Source organism: Pseudomonas sp. MBLB4123, assembly GCF_051904775.1.
GTDB lineage: Bacteria > Pseudomonadota > Gammaproteobacteria > Pseudomonadales > Pseudomonadaceae > Aquipseudomonas > Aquipseudomonas benzenivorans_B.
Map to the genome: position 1 here is coordinate 688812 of NZ_CP196711.1, position 24040 is coordinate 712851.

At 65.2% G+C, this 24040-nt stretch carries 23 protein-coding genes, 1 tRNA gene and 1 pseudogene; 15 read left to right on the top strand and 10 right to left on the bottom strand.

Features of this window, described 5'->3' with window-relative positions; all coding sequences use genetic code 11:
* The first annotated feature begins 77 nt into the window (after positions 1-77).
* The 4 genes from ACSX1C_RS03470 to ACSX1C_RS03485 all read left to right on the top strand — a co-directional run bounded on the left by ACSX1C_RS03470 (position 78) and on the right by ACSX1C_RS03485 (position 4222).
* Positions 78-785, top strand: coding sequence for a type 1 glutamine amidotransferase (locus ACSX1C_RS03470; RefSeq protein WP_439888247.1), 708 nt, complete (start codon positions 78-80; stop codon positions 783-785).
* A 280-nt stretch (positions 786-1065) separates the two neighbouring features.
* Positions 1066-2475 (top strand): circularly permuted type 2 ATP-grasp protein, encoded by a 1410-nt coding sequence (locus tag ACSX1C_RS03475; protein WP_439888248.1) that lies wholly within the window; start codon positions 1066-1068, stop codon positions 2473-2475.
* 2 nt (positions 2476-2477) lie between these two features.
* Positions 2478-3428: an alpha-E domain-containing protein gene (locus ACSX1C_RS03480; RefSeq protein WP_439888249.1), complete on the top strand. Its 951-nt coding sequence runs from the start codon at positions 2478-2480 to the stop codon at positions 3426-3428.
* Positions 3425-4222, top strand: a complete 798-nt coding sequence (locus ACSX1C_RS03485) for a transglutaminase family protein (protein ID WP_439888250.1) — start codon at positions 3425-3427, stop codon at positions 4220-4222. Before ACSX1C_RS03480 ends, ACSX1C_RS03485 begins: the two co-directional genes overlap by 4 nt.
* Positions 4223-4320: 98 nt before the next feature.
* On the opposite strand, the gene ACSX1C_RS03490 is transcribed toward ACSX1C_RS03485, so the two are convergent.
* Entirely contained in the window at positions 4321-5121 is an 801-nt protein-coding gene (locus ACSX1C_RS03490) for a c-type cytochrome (protein ID WP_439888251.1), read from the bottom strand.
* 750 nt (positions 5122-5871) lie between these two features.
* Between ACSX1C_RS03490 and ACSX1C_RS03495 the strand changes: the two genes are divergently transcribed.
* The 3 genes from ACSX1C_RS03495 (at position 5872) to ACSX1C_RS03505 (ending at position 10165) form a co-directional block, all read left to right on the top strand.
* Complete coding sequence (locus tag ACSX1C_RS03495; protein WP_439888252.1) at positions 5872-7077, top strand: acetyl-CoA C-acetyltransferase; 1206 nt, start codon at positions 5872-5874, stop codon at positions 7075-7077.
* Between the two features lie 17 nt (positions 7078-7094).
* Positions 7095-9239, top strand: coding sequence for a 3-hydroxyacyl-CoA dehydrogenase NAD-binding domain-containing protein (locus ACSX1C_RS03500; RefSeq protein ID WP_439888253.1), 2145 nt, complete (start codon positions 7095-7097; stop codon positions 9237-9239).
* A gap of 197 nt (positions 9240-9436) precedes the next feature.
* Positions 9437-10165 (top strand): amidotransferase, encoded by a 729-nt coding sequence (locus ACSX1C_RS03505; protein ID WP_318642033.1) that lies wholly within the window; start codon positions 9437-9439, stop codon positions 10163-10165.
* 72 nt (positions 10166-10237) lie between these two features.
* Here the strand turns inward: ACSX1C_RS03505 and ACSX1C_RS03510 are convergent, their stop codons facing one another.
* The 4 genes and pseudogenes from ACSX1C_RS03510 to ACSX1C_RS03525 form a co-directional block, all read right to left on the bottom strand.
* The gene (locus ACSX1C_RS03510; RefSeq protein ID WP_439888254.1) at positions 10238-10960 is read right to left on the bottom strand and encodes a 1-acylglycerol-3-phosphate O-acyltransferase; all 723 of its coding nucleotides are present in this window, start codon (positions 10958-10960) and stop codon (positions 10238-10240) included.
* Between the two features lie 189 nt (positions 10961-11149).
* On the bottom strand, positions 11150-12010 hold the full coding sequence (locus ACSX1C_RS03515; RefSeq protein WP_439889360.1) for a methyl-accepting chemotaxis protein: 861 nt from the start codon (positions 12008-12010) through the stop codon (positions 11150-11152).
* Positions 12008-13030: pseudogene (locus ACSX1C_RS03520) on the bottom strand (cache domain-containing protein); the annotation flags it as partial. The pseudogene ACSX1C_RS03520 and the gene ACSX1C_RS03515, both read right to left, overlap by 3 nt.
* Positions 13031-13597: 567 nt before the next feature.
* The gene (locus ACSX1C_RS03525; RefSeq protein WP_439888255.1) at positions 13598-14287 is read right to left on the bottom strand and encodes a crotonase/enoyl-CoA hydratase family protein; all 690 of its coding nucleotides are present in this window, start codon (positions 14285-14287) and stop codon (positions 13598-13600) included.
* 368 nt (positions 14288-14655) lie between these two features.
* On the opposite strand from ACSX1C_RS03525, the gene ACSX1C_RS03530 reads away from it, so the two are divergent.
* The 3 genes from ACSX1C_RS03530 to efp all read left to right on the top strand — a co-directional run bounded on the left by ACSX1C_RS03530 (position 14656) and on the right by efp (position 16626).
* A tRNA-Ser gene (locus ACSX1C_RS03530) sits at positions 14656-14745 on the top strand.
* Between the two features lie 131 nt (positions 14746-14876).
* Complete coding sequence (gene earP, locus ACSX1C_RS03535; RefSeq protein WP_439888256.1) at positions 14877-16004, top strand: elongation factor P maturation arginine rhamnosyltransferase EarP; 1128 nt, start codon at positions 14877-14879, stop codon at positions 16002-16004.
* A 46-nt stretch (positions 16005-16050) separates the two neighbouring features.
* The gene (efp, locus tag ACSX1C_RS03540; RefSeq protein WP_318642028.1) at positions 16051-16626 is read left to right on the top strand and encodes an elongation factor P; all 576 of its coding nucleotides are present in this window, start codon (positions 16051-16053) and stop codon (positions 16624-16626) included.
* Positions 16627-16694: 68 nt separating this feature from the next.
* On the opposite strand, the gene ACSX1C_RS03545 is transcribed toward efp, so the two are convergent.
* Positions 16695-17654, bottom strand: coding sequence for a LysR family transcriptional regulator (locus ACSX1C_RS03545; RefSeq protein WP_439888257.1), 960 nt, complete (start codon positions 17652-17654; stop codon positions 16695-16697).
* A 110-nt stretch (positions 17655-17764) separates the two neighbouring features.
* On the opposite strand from ACSX1C_RS03545, the gene ACSX1C_RS03550 reads away from it, so the two are divergent.
* Positions 17765-18514, top strand: coding sequence for a sulfite exporter TauE/SafE family protein (locus tag ACSX1C_RS03550; RefSeq protein ID WP_439889361.1), 750 nt, complete (start codon positions 17765-17767; stop codon positions 18512-18514).
* Here ACSX1C_RS03550 and ACSX1C_RS03555 read toward each other — a convergent pair.
* Positions 18504-19358, bottom strand: coding sequence for a LysR family transcriptional regulator (locus tag ACSX1C_RS03555; protein ID WP_439888258.1), 855 nt, complete (start codon positions 19356-19358; stop codon positions 18504-18506). The genes ACSX1C_RS03550 and ACSX1C_RS03555 overlap by 11 nt on opposite strands.
* A gap of 96 nt (positions 19359-19454) precedes the next feature.
* Between ACSX1C_RS03555 and ACSX1C_RS03560 the strand changes: the two genes are divergently transcribed.
* The 4 genes from ACSX1C_RS03560 to queF all read left to right on the top strand — a co-directional run bounded on the left by ACSX1C_RS03560 (position 19455) and on the right by queF (position 22317).
* The gene (locus ACSX1C_RS03560; protein WP_439888259.1) at positions 19455-19688 is read left to right on the top strand and encodes a DUF1127 domain-containing protein; all 234 of its coding nucleotides are present in this window, start codon (positions 19455-19457) and stop codon (positions 19686-19688) included.
* A 27-nt stretch (positions 19689-19715) separates the two neighbouring features.
* Entirely contained in the window at positions 19716-20594 is an 879-nt protein-coding gene (locus tag ACSX1C_RS03565) for a PhzF family phenazine biosynthesis protein (protein WP_439888260.1), read from the top strand.
* A gap of 111 nt (positions 20595-20705) precedes the next feature.
* Positions 20706-21404, top strand: a complete 699-nt coding sequence (pyrF, locus tag ACSX1C_RS03570) for an orotidine-5'-phosphate decarboxylase (RefSeq protein WP_439888261.1) — start codon at positions 20706-20708, stop codon at positions 21402-21404.
* An 82-nt stretch (positions 21405-21486) separates the two neighbouring features.
* On the top strand, positions 21487-22317 hold the full coding sequence (queF, locus tag ACSX1C_RS03575) for an NADPH-dependent 7-cyano-7-deazaguanine reductase QueF (RefSeq protein WP_439888262.1): 831 nt from the start codon (positions 21487-21489) through the stop codon (positions 22315-22317).
* 51 nt (positions 22318-22368) lie between these two features.
* Here queF and ACSX1C_RS03580 read toward each other — a convergent pair whose 3' ends face one another.
* The 3 genes from ACSX1C_RS03580 to ACSX1C_RS03590 form a co-directional block, all read right to left on the bottom strand.
* On the bottom strand, positions 22369-22635 hold the full coding sequence (locus ACSX1C_RS03580) for a DUF4404 family protein (RefSeq protein ID WP_439888263.1): 267 nt from the start codon (positions 22633-22635) through the stop codon (positions 22369-22371).
* 109 nt (positions 22636-22744) lie between these two features.
* Positions 22745-23293: a phosphonate degradation HD-domain oxygenase gene (locus tag ACSX1C_RS03585; RefSeq protein WP_439888264.1), complete on the bottom strand. Its 549-nt coding sequence runs from the start codon at positions 23291-23293 to the stop codon at positions 22745-22747.
* Positions 23290-24006, bottom strand: coding sequence for an HAD family phosphatase (locus ACSX1C_RS03590; RefSeq protein ID WP_439888265.1), 717 nt, complete (start codon positions 24004-24006; stop codon positions 23290-23292). The genes ACSX1C_RS03585 and ACSX1C_RS03590 overlap by 4 nt, the downstream gene beginning before the upstream one ends.
* Positions 24007-24040 lie beyond the last annotated feature (34 nt).

Sequence of the window (24040 nt, forward strand, 5' to 3'; positions counted from 1 at the left end):
GTAGTACCTCTGCCTAGTGCTTGCCTCTGCTCGACCCAAGCCTGTGCTTTGCTTCAGACTGGGCGGCGGAGGCCGCTATGACCGATATTCTGATTCTGACTCACATCGACTACTGCCCACCGGGCTATTTGGCCCAGGTGCTGGAGGAGGCGGGGCGCGATTTCAGCGTGCTGCGCGTCGACCGCGGCGAGCTGGACGACTATGACCTGGACCGACCGCTTGCCGTGGCGATCATGGGCGGGCCGATGAGCGTCAACGACGATCTGCCTTGGCTGGCCACGGAAGTCGCCGCCCTGCAGCATTTCATCCGTCGCGACATTCCCATGATCGGCCATTGTCTGGGGGCCCAGCTGCTGGCCAGGGCCCTGGGCGCCGAGGTGCGGCGCATGCCTTACACCGAAAGCGGTTGGCAGCCGCTGCGGCGAACCGGTGGCGGGGCGGACAGCCCCTGGCTGGCCCACTTGCCGGCCGAGTTTGCGATTTTTCAGTGGCATGGCGACAGTTTCGCCTTGCCACCCGGCGCCCAGCCTTTGCTGAGCAGCCGCTGGTGCGAGAACCAGGGCTTCGCCTGGGGAGACAAGGTCCTCGCCGTGCAGGGGCACCCGGAAATGACCGAGGACTTGGTGCGCCTATGGCTCGAGGACTGGGCGCATCTGCTCGACGAGCACCAGCCCAGCCAGCAGAGCGTGGCGCAGATGCTCGATCAGCTGCCGGCCAGGGTGGCGGCACTCAATCAGGTGGCTCGGGGTTTTTACCGGCATTGGCTGGGCCTGGCCTTCCCTTGAACCAAGCCTGAGACGTGCCTGGCGCAACGACCACCGCTGGCCATCATGTTTGTCGGGTATCCGGCGCCGAATGGGGTAGCGCCTATACTGGTAATAAATGATGGGTGATTGCGACCCTCGCTGGAGCGACGTGGGGCGTACTCGACGAAGGCGGCCGCAATGCGCCGCCAGAGGGGGTGCGGGTTGCTTTTTCAGTTGCCTAACAGATTGATCTCATAGGGATTAGCCTGATGGCTCGGGTCGTGTGTGGCTCGAGTGCATCCGGAGGCAAGGAGTAGGCATGGCGCGCGCGCACTACGACGAGATGTATCTGGCGAACGGTGAATGCCGCGCACATTACCGCGAGTTCTCGCGCTGGCTGGCCGAGACGCCGAAGGAGTCGCTGGCCCAGCGAAGACGCGAGGCGGACCTGCTGTTCCACCGCGCCGGCATCACCTTCACCCTCTATGGCGATGACCAGGGCACCGAGCGCCTGATTCCCTTCGACATCATCCCGCGCAGCATTCCGGCCAGCGAGTGGCGCATGGTCGAGCGCGGCTGCATCCAGCGGGTGCAGGCGCTGAACATGTTCCTCGCCGACCTCTACCATGACCAGCGCATCCTCAAGGCCGGCGTCATCCCGGCCGAGCAGGTGCTGGCCAATGAGGCTTATCAGCTGGCGATGCAGGGGCTCGACCTGCATCGCAACCTCTACGCCCATATCGCCGGGGTCGATCTGGTGCGCGATGGCGACGGCAGCTACTACGTGCTGGAGGACAACCTGCGCACGCCGAGCGGCGTCAGTTATATGCTCGAGGACCGCAAGATGATGATGCGCCTGTTCCCCGAGCTGTTCGCCGCCCAGCGGGTGGCGCCGATCAACCACTACCCCAGTCTGCTGCTCGACACCTTGAAGAGCGCCAGCGCACTGGACAACCCCACCGTGGTGGTGCTGACACCCGGGCGCTTCAACAGCGCCTACTTCGAGCACGCCTTCCTGGCCCGCGAGATGGGCGTGGAATTGGTCGAAGGCGCCGACCTGCTGGTGCGTGACGACAAGTTGTACATGCGCACCACCGCCGGGGCCAAGCAGGTGGACGTGGTCTACCGGCGGATCGACGATGCCTTCCTCGACCCCCTGGCCTTCAACCCGGACTCCATGCTCGGCGTGCCCGGGCTGTTGTCGACCTACCGTTCGGGCAACGTGGTGCTGGCCAATGCCATAGGCACGGGGGTGGCGGACGACAAGTCGATCTACCCCTATGTGGGCGAAATGATCCGCTTCTATCTGGACGAGGAGGCCATCCTCAAGAACGTGCCGACCTGGCAGTGCCGCAAGCCCGAGGAGCTGTCCCATGTGCTGGCCAACCTGTCGCAACTGGTGGTCAAGGAAGCCCAGGGCTCCGGCGGCTACGGCATGCTGGTCGGACCGGCGGCGAGCAAGGCGGAAATCGAGAAGTTCCGCGAGCGTCTGATGGCCAAGCCGGAGGCCTATATCGCCCAGCCGACCCTGTCGCTGTCGACCTGTCCCACCTTCGTCGAGAACGGCATCGCGCCACGGCACATCGACTTGCGTCCGTTCGTCCTGTCTGGCCGCGAGACTCGCCTGGTGCCCGGAGGTCTGACCCGTGTGGCGCTGCGCGAAGGCTCGCTGGTGGTCAACTCGTCCCAGGGCGGCGGCACCAAGGACACCTGGATCGTGGAGGATTAACCATGCTCTCGAGAACCGCCTCCGATCTGTACTGGATGTCCCGCTACCTGGAGCGCGCCGAGAACCTGGCGCGCATGCTCGATGTCAGCTATTCGCTGTCGCTGATGCCGCAGGACGGCAGTGGCGATGGTTTGGACGAGCTGGCCATGCCATTGCTGATCACCGGCACCCTGGACGAGTACCTGGAGCGTCATGGGCAGATGCATGCCGAGCGCATGCTGAACTTCTTCGCGCTCGACGCCGATAACCCGGCGAGCATTTACTGCTGCCTGCAGGCCGCCCGCACCAATGCCCATGCGGTGCGCGGACGTATCACCGGAGACGTGTGGGAGAACATCAACGCCACCTGGCTGGAGATTCGCGGGATATCCGAGCAGGGGCTGGGGCGCTTCGGCATCAGCCGCTTCTGCGAGTGGGTCAAGGAACGTTCGCATCTGTTCCGTGGCGCCACCTTCGGCACCATCATGCGCGGCGATCCGTATCACTTCGTGTGCCTGGGCATCTTCATCGAGCGGGCCGACAACACCCTGCGTCTGCTCGATGCGCGTTACGAAATGCTCGGCGAGGACATCGATGAGATCGATGGCCGGCCGGCCCGCAGCTATTACCAGTGGACGGCCTTGCTGCGGGCGCTGTCATCGTTCGAGGCGTTCGCCGAGATCTATCGGGGCTCCCCGGGGGCGCGCAAAGTTTCCGAATTGCTGTTGCTGCGCCCCGAGGTGCCGCGCTCGCTGCGTGCCTGCATGGACGAGCTCAACCGGACGCTCGCCAACCTGCCTGGCGAGAATGCTCGCCCGGCTCAGCGCCTGGCCGCGGAACTGGAGGCCCGCCTGCGCTATACCGGCATCAAGGAAATACTCGATGAGGGGCTGCATGCCTGGCTCACCGAATTCATCCAGCAGGTTCGCCTGCTGGGCCAAGCCATTCAACGGTCATATCTGGAGGTAGCATGAGACTGTCCATTAGCCATGACACCACCTACCACTATGAAGATCAGGTGCGTGCCAGCATCCAGTACTTGCGCGTGACCCCCCACGACAGCGAGCGCCAGCATGTGCTCGACTGGCAGCTGACGCTGCCCCACCCGGCGCGCGCGCAGCTCGACCCCTACGGCAATATCCTCCACGTGCTGACTCTGGACGAGCCCCATGACACCGTGGTGATCGGGGCTCACGGCCAGGTCGAGATCGACGAGCGGCGCGAGGCAGAGCATGAAGAGCAGTCGCCGCTGCCGTTCTTGCGCTTCACTCCCCTGACCGCGGCGGACAGGGCGTTGCGCGAGTTCGCCCGGCAACAGTGTCAGCAACGCCGTGACCGGGCCGCGCTGATCGACCTGATGCACGGGTTGAACGCCCATATCAGCTACCTGCCGGGCAGCACCGAGAACGAGACCAGTGCCGCCGAAGCCTTCGCCGGACGCCAGGGCGTCTGCCAGGACCAGGCCCATGCCTTCCTTGCCTGCACACGCAGCCTGGGCATCCCGGCGCGCTTCGTGTCCGGTTACCTGTTCACCGATGGCTCCGAGCAGTTGGCCAGCCACGCCTGGGCCGAGGCCTGGCTGGATGGGGCCTGGTACAGTTTCGACGTGACCAATTGCCTGGCCATTCCCGAGCGGCACCTGAAGCTCGCCGTCGGCCTGGATTACCTGGATGCCTGCCCGGTGCGGGGTGTGCGCCGAGGGGGCGGGGGCGAGCAGATGCGCGCGAAGCTGGCTCTGTTGCCGCTACTGCGCGTGCAGGCGCAGTAGCGCGGCGGGGGCGGCCACCAAGGCGTGCTCCTGTATGGCGCACGAGTCGGGGCCGCTTTTGCGTCGCCCGCGGGTTAGCTTCGGTCGGGCCTCGTCGGCTAGGGGTTATGCACCTTGCGCCCGGCCATATGCCGCAGGTAGGCGAGCAACTGGGTCAGTTCCTCATCGTTCAATTGCGCGCGGCTGAAGCCTGGCATCCGCCCCTGGGGCCAGTGCCGCAGGCTCTGCGGGTCGCGGATATAGCGGGCAAGAAAGTCGCCGGCAAAGTACTCGGTGGGGTTGTGGGGAATGTTCAGGTCCGGACCGAACCTGGAGTCGCCGGCATCATTGAGGCGGTGACAGGCCATGCAGTGCTTCTGGTACTGGGCAAAGCCGGCGGTGACGCGCGGGGCGGCATCACGGGCCGGCAGCAGCTGCGGGTAGCGTTGCGCGAGTGGCGCCACGCTGCGAATGCGGGCGATACGGAACGGCCATTGTTCCGCACCGATGCGGCTGGCCGCCGGGTTCAGCCAGACCAGGTAGAAGGGCCCCGCACTGGCCTTGTTCGGCGCTAGCGGTGGCCAGGGGTGGGCCGGGTCTTCCACCGCCAGCCAGGCCTGGGCGCCGGCCGGGTTGAGCAGCAGCGTGGCCGGCAACTCGGCGGCGAAGCCGTCGCGGGCCACCGCTTGCAGGAGGTCGCCTGGCCGCAGACCCGGCAACAAGGCGACCAGTGGTACGGCGCGGTAGCTCATGCTGCGCTTGTAGCTGACGTCATCGGCAATCGCTATCCAGCGCGCCTGCGGATGGGCGAGCAGTTCGGTGCTGCTCCAGCTACGGCTGGCCACGCCTATGTCCAGGCGCAGCTCGGCGGCCTGCACCCAGGCACTCAATATCATCAGGGCGAGTATCAAAGCGCGCATGTGTGATGTCGCCGTTGCTGCGAATTCGAGGATTACCGGCAGCCGCATCCGATTGTGGGCGCACGCGTGGGAGTGTGCGCTGGCTGGAGTGTCGGGCAGGCCAACGATTCTAACGCGGCAGGAGGTTGGCCGCGCGGTTGCGCATGCGCGCTCGAAGGGGACGCGCAGCGCCGGGAGGGGAGATCAGCTGACCAGTCGGGTCAGGTTGGGGATGATCAAGATGACCGTAGTGGCGAAAACGATCAGGCCGGCTTGACGAAACTTGGGTTGTCTGAACATGGCCATCTGCCTTTTGTTATTTTCGGCGTGACGTCTATTGCCCGTTATCGAGGCTTGCGGGCTACGGCGTCACACCAGGCGTGGACTGACATACCGCCCCGGCAGCGCCCGGCGACGGTCCCTGGCATCTAGTGTTCATTGCCTTCCTACTTGGGTAACTCTAGGGGGCACATCACGGTTCACTTAGATAACTTGGTTTCAATACGAAGGTTGTTTGGAACTATGAGTTATTGGATGTGCCACAAGTTCCCCAAGCAGGCCCGGAGCCAGACGCCTCTAAGTGCGGCGCGCCGTCATTAGGCCAGTAGTGAGCCGTTCGTCTGAACGCGCCGGTCAATGGCGCTGAGCGCTTCGGTCATTGAGTCAGCCGGCCCCGGGGGTATGGTGGAGAGGAGCACGGCAGGCACGCCCGAGCGCGACAGGCGGCGCCGCCCCCTTATCCATTCCCTCCATGGGAGGTTCGAGGACGTCATGACCGAAGCATTCATTTTCGATGCGCTGCGTACGCCCCGCGGCAAGGGCAAGAAGGACGGCGCCTTGTACAGCGTCAAGCCGGTGAGCCTGGTTGCCGGTCTGCTGCAGGCCCTGGGGCACCGCACGGGCCTGGACACCAGTCAGGTCGACGATATCGTGCTCGGCTGCGTCACCCCGGTGGGCGACCAGGGCGCCGACATCGCCAAGACCGCGGCCATGCTGGCGGACTGGGATGTCAGCGTTTCCGGCGTGCAGCTCAACCGCTTCTGTGCCTCGGGCCTGGAGGCGGTCAATCTCGGCGCGATGAAGGTGCGCTCCGGTTTCGAGGACCTGGTGGTGGTCGGTGGCGTGGAGTCCATGTCGCGGGTGCCCATGGGTTCCGACGGCGGTGCCTGGGTGATGGATCCGGAAACCAATATGCACAGCCATTTCACCCCTCAAGGCATCGGCGCCGACCTGATCGCCACCCTGGAGGGCTTCGGCCGCGCCGATGTCGATGCGTTCGCCCTGCGCTCGCAACAGAAGGCCGCGCGCGCCAGTGCCGCTGGCGCGTTCAGTCGCTCGTTGGTCCCGGTCACCGATCAGAACGGTATCGTCCTGCTCGATCACGATGAGTTCATTCGCGGCGACAGCAGCCTCGAGGGGCTCGGCAAGCTCAAACCGAGCTTCGAGGTGATCGGTCAGATGGGCTTCGACAGCACCGCCTTGCAGGTCTACAGCCACCTCGAGCGCATCGACCATGTGCATACCCCCGGCAACAGCTCGGGCATAGTCGACGGTGCCGCGCTGATGCTGATCGGCTCGGAGGCCAAGGGCCGCGAGCTGGGGCTCAAGCCGCGGGCGCGTATCGTCGCCACCGCCGTGACCGGTACCGACCCGACCATCATGCTCACCGGCCCGGCGCCGGCTACCCGCAAGGCCCTGGCCAAGGCCGGGTTGAGCGTGGAGGACATCGACCTGTTCGAAGTCAACGAAGCCTTCGCCTCGGTGGTGCTGAAGTTCATGAAAGACATGGGCGTGGCCGAGGACAGGGTCAACGTCAACGGTGGCTCGATCGCCATGGGGCATCCCCTCGGCGCCACCGGCTGCGCGATCCTCGGCACCCTGCTCGACGAGCTGGAGAAGCGCCAGCTGCGCTACGGCTTGGCCACCCTCTGCGTGGGCGGCGGCATGGGCATCGCAACGATCATCGAGAGAGTCTGAGGCGGAGAATGAGAACCATGACTGACGCCATCCGTTACGAGAAAGGCCCGGACGATATCGTGGTCCTGACCATGGACATGCCCGGGCAGAGCGCCAACACCATGAACGCGCAGTACCGTGAGGCCATGTCTCGGGTCGTCGAGCGCCTGGAGGCCGAGCGGGACGCGCTGGCCGGGGTGATCATCACCTCGGCGAAGAAGACCTTCTTCGCCGGCGGCGACTTGAATGAGTTGATCCAGGTGAGCAAGGCCGACGCCCGCGACTTCTACCAGATGGTCCTGAAGATCAAGGACCAGCTGCGCCGCCTGGAATGCCTCGGCAAGCCCGTGGTGGCGGCGATCAATGGCGCCGCCCTGGGCGGTGGCTGGGAGATCTGTCTGGCCTGCCACCACCGCATAGCCCTGGACAGTTCCGCTGTGCAGCTCGGCCTGCCGGAAGTGACCCTCGGCCTGCTGCCGGGCGGCGGCGGGGTCGTGCGTATGGTCCGTCTGCTCGGGCTGGAGAAGGCCCTGCCGTACCTGGCCGAAGGCAAGAAGGTGCGCCCGGATGCCGCCCTCAAGGCCGGCCTGATTCATGACCTCGCCAGCGACAGGGATGACCTGCTGGCCAAGGCCCGTGCCTGGATCGCCGCCAACCCGGCACCCAAGCAACCCTGGGACCAGGCCGGCTACAGGATGCCCGGCGGCACGCCGTCGAGTCCCGGCGTGGCGCAGATGCTGGCCATTGCCCCCTCGGTGCTGCGCGACAAGACCAGGGGCTGCTTCCCGGCGCCGGAGAAGATCCTCTGCGCAGCGGTCGAGGGTGCCCAGGTCGACTTCGACACCGCACAGTTGATCGAGGCCCGCTACTTCACCGAGCTGACCACCGGACAGGTGGCCAAGAACATGATCGGCACCTTCTGGTTCCAGCTCAACGAGATCAATGCCGGCGGCTCACGCCCGCAAGGCTACGCCCCCTGTCAGACGAAGAGGGTCGGTGTGATCGGCGCCGGCATGATGGGCGCCGGTATCGCCTATGTCTCGGCGGCGGCGGGGATCGAGGTGGTGCTCAAGGACGTCTCCATCGAAGCGGCGGAGAAGGGCAAGGCCCATTCGGCCAGGCTGCTGGACAAGAAGGTCTCACGCGGCCAGATGAGTGCCGAGAGGCGCGATACCTTCCTCGAGCGCATCAAGACCAGCGACAAGGACGCCGACTTCGTCGGCTGCGACCTGATCATCGAAGCGGTGTTCGAGGACCGCGACCTCAAGGCCAACGTCAGCGCCGCCGCCGAGCGTGCGGCACTGAGCGACGCGGTGATCGCCTCCAATACCTCGACCCTGCCGATCACCGGTCTGGCCACCGCGGTGCAGAAGCAGGAGCGCTTCATCGGCCTGCATTTCTTCAGCCCGGTGGACAAGATGCCGCTGGTGGAAATCATCAAGGGCGAGCGGACCAGCGACGAGACCCTGGCCCGTGCCTTCGACTACGTCATGCAGATCAAGAAGACCCCGATCGTGGTCAACGACAGCCGTGGCTTCTTCACCTCTCGGGTATTCGGTACCTTCACCAACGAAGGCATCGCCATGCTCGGCGAAGGCGTGTCGGCGGCGCTGATCGAGAACGAGGCCCGCAAGGCGGGCATGCCGGTCGGGCCCTTGGCGATCAGCGATGAAGTGTCGCTGAGCCTGATGCAGCACATTCGCCGGCAGACGGCGCAGGACCTGAGCGCCGAGGGCAAGCCCGTTCCCGAACATCCGGCCTTCGCCGTGCTCGAGCTGATGCTGGGCGAGTACAAGCGGCCGGGCAAGGCGGCTGGCGGCGGTTTCTACGAGTACCCGGAGGGCGGCAAGAAGCGCCTGTGGCCAGAGCTCAAGGCGCGCTTCGAGCGGGCCGATCGGCAGATTCCCCAGGCGGATGTGCGTGACCGTATCCTGTTCATCCAGGCCCTGGAAACCGTGAGGTGCATGGAGGAGGGCGTGCTGCGCTCGACCGCCGACGCCAACATCGGCTCGATCTTCGGCATAGGTTTCGCCGCCTGGAGCGGCGGTGCACTGCAGTTCATCAACCAGTACGGCATTCAGGACTTCGTCGCCCGCGCCCAGTACCTGGCCGAGCAGTACGGCGAGCGCTTCCTGCCACCGGCGCTGCTGCTGGAGAAGGCGGCCAGCAACCAGCGCTTCTGAGGAGAAAGCCGACGACCGGCGCTGGGCGGGCCGGTTCGCTCTGACTGCAGCGGTTGCGAGACGGGCGCTCCTGTGCACCAGGGGCATCCGTTCGCCTTGTGCTCATGACGGTGTCAGCGGCTCTTGCCTTGCCTGCCAGCCCCAGGCAGGCTTGGGCACAGTAGACACCACCTCCATGCGTTTTAGGTACCCGCCCCATGCCGCTGCAGATTTGCATTCTGGAAACCGACATTCTTCGTCCCGAACTGATCGATCAGTACCAAGGCTACGGCCGGATGTTCGAGCGGCTGTTCGCGCAACAGCCGATCGCCGCCGAGTTCCAGGTGTACAACGTGATGGAAGGCCACTACCCGCCGGACAGCGAACATTACGATGCCTATCTGGTAACCGGCAGCAAGGCCGACTCCTTCGGTAGCGACCCCTGGATCGAGACCCTCAAGACCTATCTGCTGGATCGCTATGCCAAGGGCGACAAGTTGCTCGGCATCTGCTTCGGCCATCAACTGCTGGCGCTGCTGCTCGGCGGCAAGGCCGAGCGCGCCGAGCAGGGCTGGGGCGTCGGCATTCATCGCTACCGTCTGGCCCATCAGCCGGCCTGGATGGCACCGGTGCTGGAGGAGTTGACCCTGTTGATCAGCCATCAGGACCAGGTCACCAAGCTGCCGGAGAACGCGACCCTGTTGGCATCCAGCGACTTCTGCCCGATCGCCGCTTATTGCATCGACGACCAGGTGCTGTGCTTCCAGGGGCATCCGGAGTTCGTCCACGATTACTCCAAGGAGCTGCTGGAGATTCGTCAGCAGCACATCGGCGAGCAGACCTACCGTAAAGGCCTGGATAGCCTGCAGCACGACCACCAGGGTCATACGGTGGCCGAGTGGATGATGCGCTTCGTCGCCCATGGGCGTTCGGGGCTGGACCTCTGAACCCGACCCGGCGGTAGCCCGGCACTGCGCCAGGCCACCGCCGGCCTATGGCTGGCGCCAGGGGAGGCGGCTTTAGGCGAGGGCCAGTTCCGCGTCCAGGGCGTCGATGCAGGCCTGCATCTGGGCGTGACAGTGATCGATCAGCCCGGGCAGGTCGGCCTGAGTCAGACCCGTTGTGGGAATGGCCGGCAGCGAGCGGATCAGGATCTTGCCGCCGTCCCAGCTGTTCAGGCGAATCTGCCTGATGTAACTGCTGACGCAGACCGGGATGATCGGCACTCCGGCGGCAATAGCCATCTGAAAGGCGCCCTTCTTGAACGGCAACAGCGCTTCGCCCGCGTTGCGCGTGCCTTCGGGGAATACCCAGATCGAGGTGTCCTGGTGTCTGAGCACCTCGGTGGTGGTGAGCATCGCCTCTTTGGCTTTTCTCGCGTTGCCGCGGTCGATCAGCACGTTGCCAGCCAGCCAGTAGAGTTGGCCGAACAGGGGAATCCATTTCAGGCTCTTCTTGCCGATGCTCACGGTGCGTGGCGGCACCACGCCGCCGATCACGTAGAGGTCGTAGTTGGACTGATGGTTGGCGACTATCACGCAGGCCTGCCGCTGTGCCCGCATCGACTCGACCTCTGTGCGCAGCTCGAGACGCAGGATGCACAGGGCCGGCAGTGCGTAGAGGCGCGCGCAGAGTCGGCTGTTGTCGGGATTGAAGGGGCGACAGATGCCGATCAGCAGGCCGAGTATGCCGGCGAGAACGAAGTGCACGGCCATCACCAGCATGCGCAGAAGAAAAAGCATTGGGGGGGGGTACGCCCATCGGAAGAAAGGCGCGCAGTGTAGGGGCGGGCAGGTTATTGGGCAAATGCCGTTGATCGCCGACGGTTAGCGGCTATTTTCGCGGCATTTACCCTATTAGTCGCATCGAGCGAGCGGTCCTGTGGCCACTCGCGCGATGCCCGTTGACTGCCGGTCGGCAGGGCGTTCGGTTCAGACCTTGAAGCGTTCCAGCATGCGGTCCTGTTGGCCGACCTGGTCGACCATCACCGCGCACTGGCGCACCTGTTGCTCGGCGCCCCCGGCCACCTCATGGCTGATGTCGCGGATGTTGGTGGTGTTGCGGTTGATCTCCTCGGTGGTCGCACTCTGCTCTTCCGCCGCGGTGGCGATCTGCAGGTTCATGTCGTTGATGCGGGTGATGGCCTCGCGGATGCGGCCCAGCATGGCGTTGGCGGCGCTGGCGTCTTCCGCCGTCTGGCTAGCGGTGTCGCGGCTCTGCTGCATGCGCGCCTCGGCCTGTTTCACCCCGGACTGCAGCTGGTCGATCATCTGGCGGATTTCCTGGGTGGACTGCTGGGTGCGCGAGGCGAGCGAGCGTACCTCGTCTGCCACCACGGCGAAGCCTCGTCCCGACTCGCCGGCGCGCGCCGCCTCGATCGCGGCGTTGAGGGCGAGCAGGTTGGTCTGGTCGGCAATGCTGGTGATTACCGAAAGGATCGACTCGATGTTGTGACTGAGCTTGGCCAGTTCGTTGATCGAGTGGCTGGTGTCGTTCATCTCGTCGGCCAGGCGCTTGATCGCATCGGTGGATTGCGACACGACGGTGACGCCGTTCTCGGTCTCCTCATTGGCCGCGATGGCTGCCTGGGCCGCGGCCTGGGCATTGCGGGCGACCTCCTCGGCGGTGGAGGCCATTTCCTGCATGGCGGTGGCCAACTGGTCCAGCTCCTGCAGCTGCTCTTGCAGGCGGTTGGCCGCCTGGTTGGCCTCGCTGGAGGTGAGCGAGGTGCTCTCGCGGACCTGGCGGGAACTGCCCATCACGTCGCCGATCAGGCTCTGCAAATTCTGCATCAGGCCGTTGAACTCCCGCTCGACCGAGGCGATTTCATCGTTGCCCTGGGCCGGTAGGCGCCGTGTCAGGTCGCCTTCGCCACTGTTGATATCGCGCAGCGAGCTTTGCAGCTGGCTCAGCGGTTTGAGCAGTCGGGCCACCAGGGCGCCGAGCAGCACCAGGCTAAGGGCGACGCCGAGCAGGGTGCCGGTGGCCGCGCGCCAGCTGAGGGCGTTGGCCTCGGCCATGACCTTGGATTCATCGAGCACCACGCCGATATACCAGTCCATGCCCTTGAGGTTGCTCAGCGGGGTGAAGGACACCAGCAGGTCCTGCCCGTTGCCGGTCATGGCGCTGAGCTCCTGCTTGAGGGCGGGTGTTTGGCCGTCGAACAGGTCGCCGAGCGGCTTGCCGTTCAGCTCGGTGTTCGGGTGCGAGATGATGTTGCCGGCGCGGGTGAGCAGAAAGGCGTAGCCGGCACCGTTGAAGTCCAGGGTATTGATGGTGTCGGAGATGGTCTTGAGGCTGATATCGCCGCCGAAGGCCCCCTTGAACTGCCCGCGGTCGCTGAGCTTGGCGACGGCGGAGATGAGGATTTCGCCAGTGGCGGCATCGGCATAGGGTTCGGTCAGCAGGGCGCTGCTGCCGGACTTGGCCACTGGATACCAGGGGCGTTGCCGCGCATCCCAGCCAGAGGGGTTCCAGCTCGGGTCATTGGTGATGCGCTCACCGTCGCTCTCGAGGCCGCCGAAGATCAGCAGGAACTGCTGCTTGAGGATGGGCTGGTCGAACACGCGTTGAATCTGCGCATCGCCGAACTGGCTATCGATGCTCTGCGCCATCATGTCGATGAGCTGCAACTTGCCGTTCAACCAGTTCTCGATCTGCCGTGCCAGGGCGCCGCTGGAGTCCTTGATGCTGGACTCGGTCTGCTCGTTCAGGCTGGCGCGAACCTGACCGATTTGCACCAATGAAAGTAGGCTAGTGGTGAGAAACAAAACCGTTGCTGCCGCGAGGCCGACTTTATGGGCAATTTTCATAAGCGCTGATTCCTATTCTTATGTTGAGCCGCCGGACTGCTGGCGGCTCGGTATCAGCGCATCGGCAAGTGGCCGATTATCTTGATGACCGATGGTCGTCGGCTCGGCATTTTCTTGTGATCGGATCTTCCTGCCGGGGGCGCCGATTGTTGCCGCTCAGCCTGAGCGTTCGACGCCGGCGCCGTGCCGCACGAATCCTGGCCAGCGACGGCATCGGAGGGCTTCTGCGTGCCCGCCTCGAGCATGCCCCTGGGCCATGGCGGAGAGGGTGGTGGCCGTGGTGACGGTTACGATGGCGATGGCAGCGGCCACGGCCGTGGTCATGGCGGTGATCATGATAATAGAGGCTCAGGCAGCGCCAACTCGGGATGGCGCGATGGCGAGCATGACGATGATGGCCATGAGCATGCCGGCCGCATGCATGGCGCCAATGATCTGGACGAGGACGATGGCCTGCGTCGGAGGGTCAGTAACCGAGGGCGTGTGAGGCAAGAGTCCCGGCTGCAGGTGGCGGGCCACACCAGAAGCCCGGCATTGGAGCCGGGCTTCCGATTTCGCGTCGCCCCATTAGAGCAGCTGCTGGCGGTCCTGCTCGATGGCCTGGTCGAGGGTCTCCAGCAGCGCCTTGCGCACCTTCAGCTTGGTGTTGCGGTGCGCCGTCATGTTGATCTTCTTCAGTTGCTGGGCGGCCGCCAGGGCACTGTTCATCAGCTGTTCGGCCGGCACCACCTTGTCGAGGAAGCCGGCGTCGACGGCGCCCTGCGGGTCGAACATCTCGCCATTGATCACCGAACGGTGGAATGCCGACTTGCGCAGGCGGTCGCGGGCCAGTTCGATGCCCACGTGGTGCATGGTCATGCCGATCTGCACCTCGTTGAGGCCGATATTGAACGCTCCCTCGACGCCGATGCGGTAGTCGGCCGAGAGCAGGATAAAGGCACCCTTGGCCACCGCATGACCGGGGCAGGCGACGATGATCGGGAAGGGGTGAGCCAGCATGCGCCGCGCCAGCGTCGACCCTGCGGCGACCAGAGCGATGGCGTTCTGCGGGCCGGAGGTCATCACTTTAAGGTCGTAGCCGCCGGAGAGGATGCCCGGCTGGCCGGTGATGATGACGATGGCCTTGTCCTGCTCGGCCCGATCCAGCGCGGCGTTGAAGGCTGCGATCACGTCCGGGGAAATGGCGTTCACCTTGCCGTTGCTCAGGGTCAGGGTGGCGATACCCTCTTCGAGTTGATAGCTGATCAGGTCGCTCATAGCGGGGTTCCTTGTGCTGAAGTGGAGCAGACGTTACTCACCCCCAACCCTCAGGTAAAGCGCGGCGGCTGACTGGTCGGTCAGCCTTGCAGGGGAGCGAGTTGCCGGGTGTGCATCGGCTCGAATGAGCTCGATCAGGCATAGACAGTGTTCGAGAACGCCTTGCCCTGGTTGTAAGAGCGGCCGGTGTGCTGCCCGTGGGGCCGAGGGCTTTGACGCGTTAAGGCATCGGGCCGCCTGTCTGCGGCTAGGCGTCGATACCTGCACTGGGTATAAGCACATGAATCTTTTGAAAAAAACTTTTGCCTTTGGCGAGGTGTTCGGCTAGATTAGCGCGCCTCGACAGACGGCAGCGCCTGTCGAGATCCGGTGAAGTGTCCGAGTGGTTGAAGGAGCACGCCTGGAAAGTGTGTATACGGGAAACCGTATCAAGGGTTCGAATCCCTTCTTCACCGCCACTTTCGCAAAGCCCCTGAGAGAGCGATCTTTCAGGGGCTTTTTGCGTTATGCGCCAGTCGAGCCTGGCCAGTAGGGGCTGCCGCGCCCCGCTAAGGGGTTAAACTCAGTGCCATCATTCGGAAGCCCGAACGTGAAGTGGGACATTTTCTGTAGAGTCGTCGACAACTACGGCGATATCGGGGTGACCTGGCGTCTGGCTCGGCAGTTGGTGGCCGAGCATGGCCAGCAGGTGCGCCTGTGGGTCGATGACATGGCGGCGTTCGCGCGCATCTGCCCCGAGGCCGATGCCCAGGCCGGTCGGCAGGAGCAGCAAGGCGTGGAGCTGTGCCGGTGGGGCGAGCCGTGGCAGCCGGTCGAGCCGGCCGACGTGGTCATCGAGGCCTTCGCCTGCGAGCTGCCGGCCGCCTATGTGGCGGCGATGGCGGCGCGGGCCTCCGGGGTGCTGTGGCTCAACCTGGAGTATCTGAGCGCCGAGGACTGGGTCGAGGGTTGTCACGGCCTGCCGTCCTTGCAGCCCAAGGGCTTGCAGAAATTCTTCTTCTTTCCGGGCTTCGCCCCGGGCAGCGGTGGTTTGTTGCGCGAGCGCGAGCTGCTGGCGCAGTGCCGGGCCTTTCAGGCCGATGCGCAGGCGCAAACCGGGTTTCTCGCCGCCCTCGGGGTGCGTCGGCAGCCGGGCGCGCGGCTGATCTCGCTGTTCGCCTACGAGAACCCGGGGCTGGCCGGTTGGCTGGACGTCTTGGCCGCCGACCATGCTCCCACCCAACTGCTGGTGCCCGAGGGGCGCATTCTCGACGACCTGCAGGCCTGGCTCGGAGGTGGGAGGCTGGCGGCCGGGGATGAGCGGCAGTGTGGGCAGTTGCAGATCCGCGTCCTGCCGTTCATGGAGCAGGCGCAATACGACCGACTGCTCTGGTGCTGTGACTTCAATGCGGTGCGCGGTGAGGACTCCTTCCTGCGGGCGCAGTGGGCCGGGCGGCCGCTGCTCTGGCACATCTATCGGCAGGCCGAAGGCGCACATTGGGACAAGCTCGAGGCCTTCCTGGCGCTCTACACGCAGGGGTTGTCGCCCGAGGCGGCACAGGCGCTGATCCGTTTGTGGCGAGGCTGGAATGCCGGTGAGGGGGTGGGCGAAGGTTGGCAGGCGTTGCTGCCGCACTGGCCGGAGCTGCTCGCACATGCACGGAACTGGAGCCAGGAGCAGGGCGCGCGTACCGATCTGGCCACGGCGCTGGTACAGTTTTACCGAAATTGGCTATGATACGCGGCCTAGAAATTCTGTACTCCCGCATACATCGGATATTCGTATGAAAACCGCACAAGAAATGAAGCCCAACAGCGTGGCCCTGATCGACGGCCAGCCGTGGCTGATCCAGAAGGCCGAATTCACCAAGTCCGGCCGCAACAGTGCCATCGTCAAGATGAAGCTGAAGAACCTGCTGAACGGCTCCAAGACCGAGACCGTTTACAAGGCCGACGACAAGATGGAGCCGGTGATCCTGGAGCGTAAGGAAGTGAACCTTTCTTACATCAGCGGTGAGGATTACGTGTTCATGGACCCGGACTACAACTCCTACGAGCTGCGTGCCGAAGATCTGGAAAGCGTACTGCCGTTCATCGAAGAAGGCATGACCGACGTCTGCGAAGCCGTGTTCTTCGAAGGCAAGGTGATTTCCGTCGACCTGCCGACCACCATCGTGCGCCAGGTCGTCTACACCGAGAACGCTGCCCGTGGCGACACGTCCGGCAAGGTGATGAAGCCAGCCAAGCTGCGCAACGGCACCGAGATCAAGGTCGCCGAGTTCGTCGAAATCGACGACTGGATCGAGATCGATACCCGTGACGGCTCCTACAAGGGCCGTACCCAGGCGCCGCAAGCCTGAGTCCAGGGCTGTAGCCTCGAGAAAAACCCGACCTTGGCGTCGGGTTTTTTTTGCCTGGTATTTTCGGTTTACCGCTGTTGCGGCAGGTAGGCCCGCAGCGCCTGGTCCCAGGGCGGCGGGAAGCCGAAGCGCTGCTTGAGGAAGTCGAGCAGCAGCTGGGCGCGCGAGCTCGCCTCACGTTCCAGGCGCAGGGCATAGATGCTGCTCGGTTCGGCGGGCGGCAGGCCGTTTTCGCAGAACAGTGCGACCAGCTCGCCGCGCAGCAGGTGCTCGCTGACCAGCCAGGTCGGCAGGTGGGCGATGCCGAGGCCGGCGAGGGCCCCATACAGCAGGGTTTCCGCATTGTTGGCGGTCAGGCGCCGACGTTCCGGACGATGGAGCTGCAGCCTGCCGTCTTGCTCGAAGCGCCAGGCGTAGGGCGGCATCAGGCCTTCCCAGTCTAGGCCGTCGTGCTCCGGCAGTTCGCCGGGGGCGCGAGGTATGCCGCGCCGTGCCAGGTAGTCCGGGCTGGCGCAGACCACGCGTATCAAGGGCGAAAGCGGCGTCGCGACCAGGCGGGTATCGGCCAGCGGGCCGATGCGCAGGACCAGGTCGACCTCACCGAGGTGCGCGCCTTGCAGGTCCACGAAGCTGTCGATCAGGCGCAATTGCACGTCCAGTCCCGGGTAGGCGGCGAGGAATTCGGCCAGCACCGGCGCCAGGTGGCGGCGACCGAAGGGGGCCGGGGCGTCTATGCGGATCAGCCCCTCAGGTGCGCTGCTCAAGGAGACGGCCTCGGCTCGAGCCAGGTGCAGTTCGTTGAGGATGCGCCTGGCCCGCTCGGCGAAGGCCAGGCCGGATGCCGTGGCGCGCACCGCATGGGTGCTGCGGCTGAACAGCCTGCTGCCCAGCGAGCGCTCCAGGGCGTCGATGCGTCTGGCAACGGCGGAGGGGGTGAGGGGATGGCGACGGGCGGCGGCGGAGAAACTGCCGGTTTCCAGTACGTCGAGAAAAAGGCCCAGCTGGTCGGTGAGGTTGTCGGGATTCATGCAGCCTCGCTTGTGCGGAATACGCATAGCCATTGTGCTCGGCTACGCGTTTCCAGGCCAGCGGACGGTGGCTAGCATGGCCCGTACCCAGATGGAGCCCGCCCGTGAACCTGATCGACTTCGCCCTCAATCTCATCCTCGGCATGCTGCTCGGTGCGCTGGGCGGGCTGTTCGGCATCGGTGGGGGGTTGATCGCGATTCCGGTCCTGGGCGTGCTGTTCGGCCTGGATCAGCAGCTGGCCCAGGGCACCGCCTTGGTCATGGTGGTGCCGAACGTGCTGCTGGCCCTGTGGCGTTACCACCAGCGCAATCGCATCGATCGACGTCACGCCCTGACCCTGGCCGCCAGTGCCCTGCTCTGGGCCTGGCTCGGCTCGGCCTGGGCCGTGACCCTGGATGCCCAGCGCATGCGCCTGGCCTTCGTCGGTTTCCTGTTGGCCCTGGCCCTGTATAACTTTTCGCGGGTCTACTGGCGCACGGTCGCGGGCAGCGCCGGGCTGCGTTATCCCTGGCCCTGGCTGGCGCTGCTCGGCAGTGGTGCGGGGCTGCTCGGTGGTCTGTTCGGGGTGGGTGGGGCGGTGCTGGCCACGCCGGTGCTGACCGCGGTGTTCGGCACGACTCAGGTGGTGGCTCAGGGGCTGTCGCTGGCCCTGGCGGCGCCGAGCACCGGGGTGACGCTTATCACCTATGCCCTGCATGGCCGTGTCGACTGGGCGTTGGCCTTGCCGCTGGCGAGCGGCGGTCTGCTCAGTATCAGTTGGGGCGTGCGGGTGGCCCATGCGCTGCCCGAGCGGCTGTTGCGCGCACTGTTTGCCGGTTTCCTGCTGCTCTGCGCACTGCTGCTCGGGATCAAAGTTTGAAGCCCTCGATGATGTGCTCGGCCAGGGTTTCGGTCACCGGCGACTGGGTGTGGCTGTTGCGTAGCAGCACGATGCTCGCCGACGGCATAGCCGGCAGACCCTCGGCCTCGCCGATGATACGCTGATCCGGCGGAATCAGGCTCTGCAGTTGGGCGGTGATCGCCAGGCCGGCGCTGACCACCGCCATGATCGCCGACAGGCTCGGGCTGGTGTAGGCGATGCGGTACTCGCGCTCCATGGCATCCAGGGCGTTGCAGGCCCAGGAGCGGCAGAAACACTGGGCATTGAACATCGCCAGGGGCAGCGGCTCCTGCTCGTGGGGGCTGAAGCCCTGGGCTTCGGCCCAGACGATGCGTTCCTGGCGCAGCAGTTGGCCGATCTCGGTGCCCGGCTCGCGGGTGACGATGGTCAGGTCGAGATCCTGGCGCTGCAGCAGGCTGAACGAGGGCTCGCAATGCAGCTCCACCTGCACCAGGGGATAGGCCTGGGCGAAGCGCGAGAGGATGCCCGGCATGAAACGCATCACGTAATCGTCCGGCGTGCCGATGCGCACGGCACCGACCATGTGCGGCTCGCGCAGGGTGGTCATCACCTCGCCATGCAGCTTGAGGATGCGTCGGGCATAGCCGAGCAGGACCTGGCCCTCGGCGGTCAGGCTGACCTGGCGTCCGTCGCGCTGGAACAGCGGGCGCTCTAGTACGTCCTCTTCCAGGCGCTTCATCTGCATGCTCACCGCCGACTGGGTGCGATTGACCACCTCCGCGGCGCGGGTGAAACCGCCGTGGTCGGCGATGGCGACGAAGGTGCGCAGCAGCTCGCTGTCGATACTCGGGTAGTTGGCCATCAATCAATCTCAGAGATGTATTGCATAAGAAACATTCGTTGGATTGATCATAAGCCTGGCGTGAGACTGTCGCCAACCCCACAGGAGGGCGATGTGATGAAAGGTCAAAGAGGTTACGCAATAGTTCAGGTAGTGCCCGGGAGTGGTCTGAGTCTGGGCGCCTTGGCCAGGGCCGCCTGGCATCGACTCGAGCGCTGGCAGCAGTTGGCCCGCCAGCGTCGGCAGTTGGCTACCCTTAATGATGAGGCGCTCAAGGATCTGGGCCTCAGTCGGGCGGACGTCCTGCAGGAGAGCGAGCGCCCCTTCTGGGACGACCCCCTGGCGAAATAACCATGCCACTGCAACAGAGGCGCCGATATGCAGGTCGAGGTGCGGATCGTCAGCGCCTTCGTCGATGACGGCCAGGGCGGCAATCCCGCCGGGGTGGTGCTGCAGGCCGATGGCCTGAGCCCCGCGCAGAAACAGGCCATTGCCGTTCAGGTCGGGCTGTCGGAGACCGCCTTCGTGTCCCGTTCGCAGAGTGCGGCGTTCAGGCTGGAGTTCTTCACCCCGATGCGGCAGATCGCCCACTGTGGCCATGCCACCGTGGCCACCTTCGCCCTGCTGCGTCAGCAAGGACAGGTGGGCGAGGGCTGGACCAGCAAGGAAACGATCGACGGCAACCGCGACATCCTGATCCGGGGCGACATGGTCTTCATGGAGCAGCATCGGCCCGAGTCATTAGCGCTTACGGACGATCCGCGCTTGCTCGATGCGCTGATGGCGGCGATGGGCATCGATCCGGGTCAGTTGCTGCCCGGCCTGTGGCCCACGCGGGTAAGCACCGGCGGCGCCTTCGTCCTGCTGCCGCTGGCCGACGAGGCCCGGGTCGCCGCGCTATGCCCGGACCAGGAGGCCCTGGCGCGCCTCAGTCAGCGGCTCGGGCTGATCGGCTTCTATGCGTTCTCCCCGGATACCCGCCGACCTGGGCGAGCAGCCGGTGCACGGATGTTCGCGCCTTATTACGGCATCGCTGAGGAGTCGGCCACCGGCATGGCGGCCGGCCCACTGGCGTGCTTTCTGCACGAGCGAATGGGTATAGCGGGTCCCCGGTTATTGATCGAGCAGGGCTACCTGATGCACCCGCCATCGCCCAGCCTGATCACCGTCGATCTGCAGCTGGCCCAGGGGCGGATAGCGCGGCTGCTGGCCGGCGGTCTGGCGCGGGTGCAGCACGAGGTGGTCCTGGAGCTGTGAACCTGCGCGGGCGTGAAACGGCCCGCGTTCGGGCATGCCGCGTCAGGGCGGCACGGGGGCGATGCTTCCGTTACAATGCGCGGCGAAATCAGCCTGCCAGAGAGCCCGTTCATGTCCGCTTGCCAGACTCCGATCATCGTCGCCTTGGATTTCCCGACCCGTGATGCCGCTCTGGCGTTGGCCGATCGCCTCGATCCCGCCCAGTGCCGGGTCAAGGTCGGCAAGGAGTTGTTCACCCGTTGCGGCCCGGAGATCGTCAAGGCCTTGGGTGACAAGGGTTTCGAGGTGTTTCTCGACCTGAAATTCCACGACATCCCCAATACCACGGCGATGGCGGTCAAGGCCGCCGCCGAGCTCGGTGTATGGATGGTCAATGTGCACTGCTCGGGTGGCCTGCGCATGATGGCGGCCTGTCGCGAGACCCTGGACACGCTCGGCGGTCCGGTGCCGCTGCTGATTGGCGTTACGGTGCTGACCAGCATGGAGCGCGAGGACCTGGCCGGTATCGGCCTGGATCTGGAGCCGCAGCAGCAGGTGCTGCGCCTGGCCGGGCTGGCCGAGCAGGCCGGGCTGGACGGCCTGGTCTGCTCCGCTCAGGAAGCGCAGGTGTTGAAGTCCAGCTATCCGTCGCTGCAGCTGGTGACGCCGGGCATTCGCCCGGCCGGCAGCGCTCAGGACGACCAGCGACGCATCCTCACCCCGCAGCAGGCGTTGCAGGCCGGCTCCGATTACCTGGTGATCGGTCGGCCGATCAGTCAGGCCGCCGATCCGGCTCAGGCCCTGGCGGCGCTGGTGGCCGAACTGGCCTGAGGCGGCTCGCCGGCGAATGAAGCGCTGATTCGATCGAGAGATTTGTATACAATTCGTTGTTCCGTTTAACCAGGTTTTTGCCATGCACCCCGCCGCCGAACATTCGCCCCTGGGCAAGTCCAGCGAGTACATCGCCACCTATACGCCCTCATTGCTGTTCCCCATCCCGCGCGCGCCGAAATGGGCCGAACTGGGACTGACGGCCGAGACCCTGCCCTATCAGGGGGTGGATCTGTGGAACTGCTTCGAACTGTCCTGGCTGTCGCCGTCGGGCAAGCCGGTGGTGGCCATCGGCGAGTTCGCCATTGCGGCGGATTCGCCGAACATCATCGAGTCGAAGTCGTTCAAGCTCTACCTCAACTCGCTCAACCAGACGGTCTTTGCCGATACCGACGAACTGGTCGCCGTGCTGCAGGCCGACTTGTCGGCAGCGGCCGGCAAGCCGGTCGCTGTGCGTGTGCGCAGTCTGGGCGAGGTTGCCGCCGAGGGCGTGGCGACGTTGCCGGGGCCGTGCATCGATGAGTTGGATGTGACCATCAGCAACTACGCGCAACCGCAGCCACAGCTGCTGCGTTGCGAGCCGGGGCGGATCGTCGAGGAGAGCCTGCATAGCCACCTGCTCAAGTCGAACTGCCCGGTCACCGGCCAGCCGGACTGGGGCAGCCTGGTGGTGCAGTACCGCGGCGCGGCGCTGGATCATGCCAGTCTGTTGGCCTATCTGGTGAGCTTCCGCCAGCATGCCGACTTCCATGAGCAATGCGTGGAGCGGATTTTCCTCGACCTGCTGCGCCTGCTCGAGCCCGAACAGCTGACGGTGTATGCGCGCTATGTGCGTCGCGGCGGGTTGGATATCAATCCCTACCGCAGTACTGCGGCGATTCGGCCGGATAATCGCCGTCTGGTCCGTCAGTAACGAAGAACTCCAGCCAAGGCTGGGGTTCTTCGTGTTGGGCGGCGGGCGAGTTCAGATCCCCATATTGGCCAGGCTCTGCAGGATATTGCGCAGGGTACCGGCCAGCGTCGGGTGGCTGACCTCGAAGCGCTCCACGGCCAGGTTGACCCCGTCGATCAGCGTGGCATCCGGTGCCGCCGCGGTCTGACGGGCCAGCTGCAGTTCGATTTCCTGGGTCAGCAGATAGAGCGAGGCCCGTTCCTCCTCATTGAGTGGCGGGTCCTCTTCCAGCTGCTTGCGCAGTGCTTCCAGTTGCTGCTGCAGACGATTTGCAGGCATAGGGCTCTCCCTTTTCAGACAAGTCAAAAGCATTGACTCTGCGCGGAGGCAAAAGGTCTGTGCTCGTCTTCAAGGGTAATCCAAGCGACGCGGCTTTGCCTGCTCTGGATCAAGCCCGGAGCAGACGTTCGAGCCGCGGATGGAAATGTTCCAGCGGTGGCGTCTGCATGACCGAGTCTTTGCCCAGGTCGTCCAGGCGACGCAGCACCAGGGCCTGCTGGGCGAATGGCGCACGCAGGAAGGCGGCGACCTCGCACGGGGCGAATGGGCCTCCCTGCAGTGCCAGGCTGTGTTGTGAGGCCGGTGAGAGTGCGGCGTGGTAGGCCGGGTCGGTGGCGCAGAGGTAGCGCTTGGCCGCCACGTGCAGGTGGATCGGCTGCCAGACTGCTTCGGGCAACAGCGGGCGCAGCAGCTCTGCGGCGCGTTGTTCATGCCGCGAGTCATGGCTCTCGGCCGTCTCCGGCACCTCATGCAGGTGGCCGATGTCGTGCAGCAGGGCGGCGATCACCAGGTTGTCGTCGCAACCGCCGCGCTCGGCCAGGGTCGCGCACTGCAGCGCATGCTGGCACTGGCTGATGGCTTCGCCGTAAGGGTGATGGCCACGCCGGGCGAAGAGCTCGCCGAGTTGGGCGGTGAACTGCGCGCTGTCGAAGGTCATGGCTTCTCTCCTTTCTGCCTGCGCGCACTGAGGTCCGTCAGGCACGGACCCAGTTCGGTCAGTTGGTCGATCACCGAATGCACGCCGAGGCGATACAGGCTCAGGGTCGCCTGGGTGCGCAGCTCGTCTCGTTCGACTGGGGCGAGCGCGTGCCAGTCCGCGGGACCTTTCCCGCAGAGCGGGCCGCAGGCGGCCAGGCCGATGGTCCACAGGCCGGCGTTAAGGCCGGCCTGCAACAGGCGCGGCTCGCCGCTGATCAGCACGCAACCCTCCAGTTGCTCTATCTGCAGGCTCATCAGGGCATGCCAGCAGGCGTCCGGCGCTGGCCAGGGGCGGCCGACATCGTTCGTCGAGGTGCCCGCCAACCAGTCGGGCAAGGAGGCTGCCAGGCGGGCGCTGGCGTCACGTGGCAATTCGTCGAGCCAGGCGCAAGGCAGGTTCTGCTGACGCAGCGTCTCGAGCAATGCGGTCGCTCCCGGCGTGGGTTCGGCAAGCGCGTCGACCACCCCGGCAAGGGCCTGCTCATAAGCGATGTGCTCATGGGGCTGTGGCGTGCGGCCGAGCAGTTGTTCCAGAGTGGTATGGCCGCCGGTGTGATCCGGGCGCAGGCGCTGCAGGCTCAGGGGCAGGGTGCGTGCGCCGAAGTCGACCAGGCAGCCGGACAGGCCGAACAGCAAAGCGGAGAAGGCGGGCGGGGCGGTGGATGTGGGCATGGCTGTCATCCCTGGTAATGGTCTAGTCCAGGCT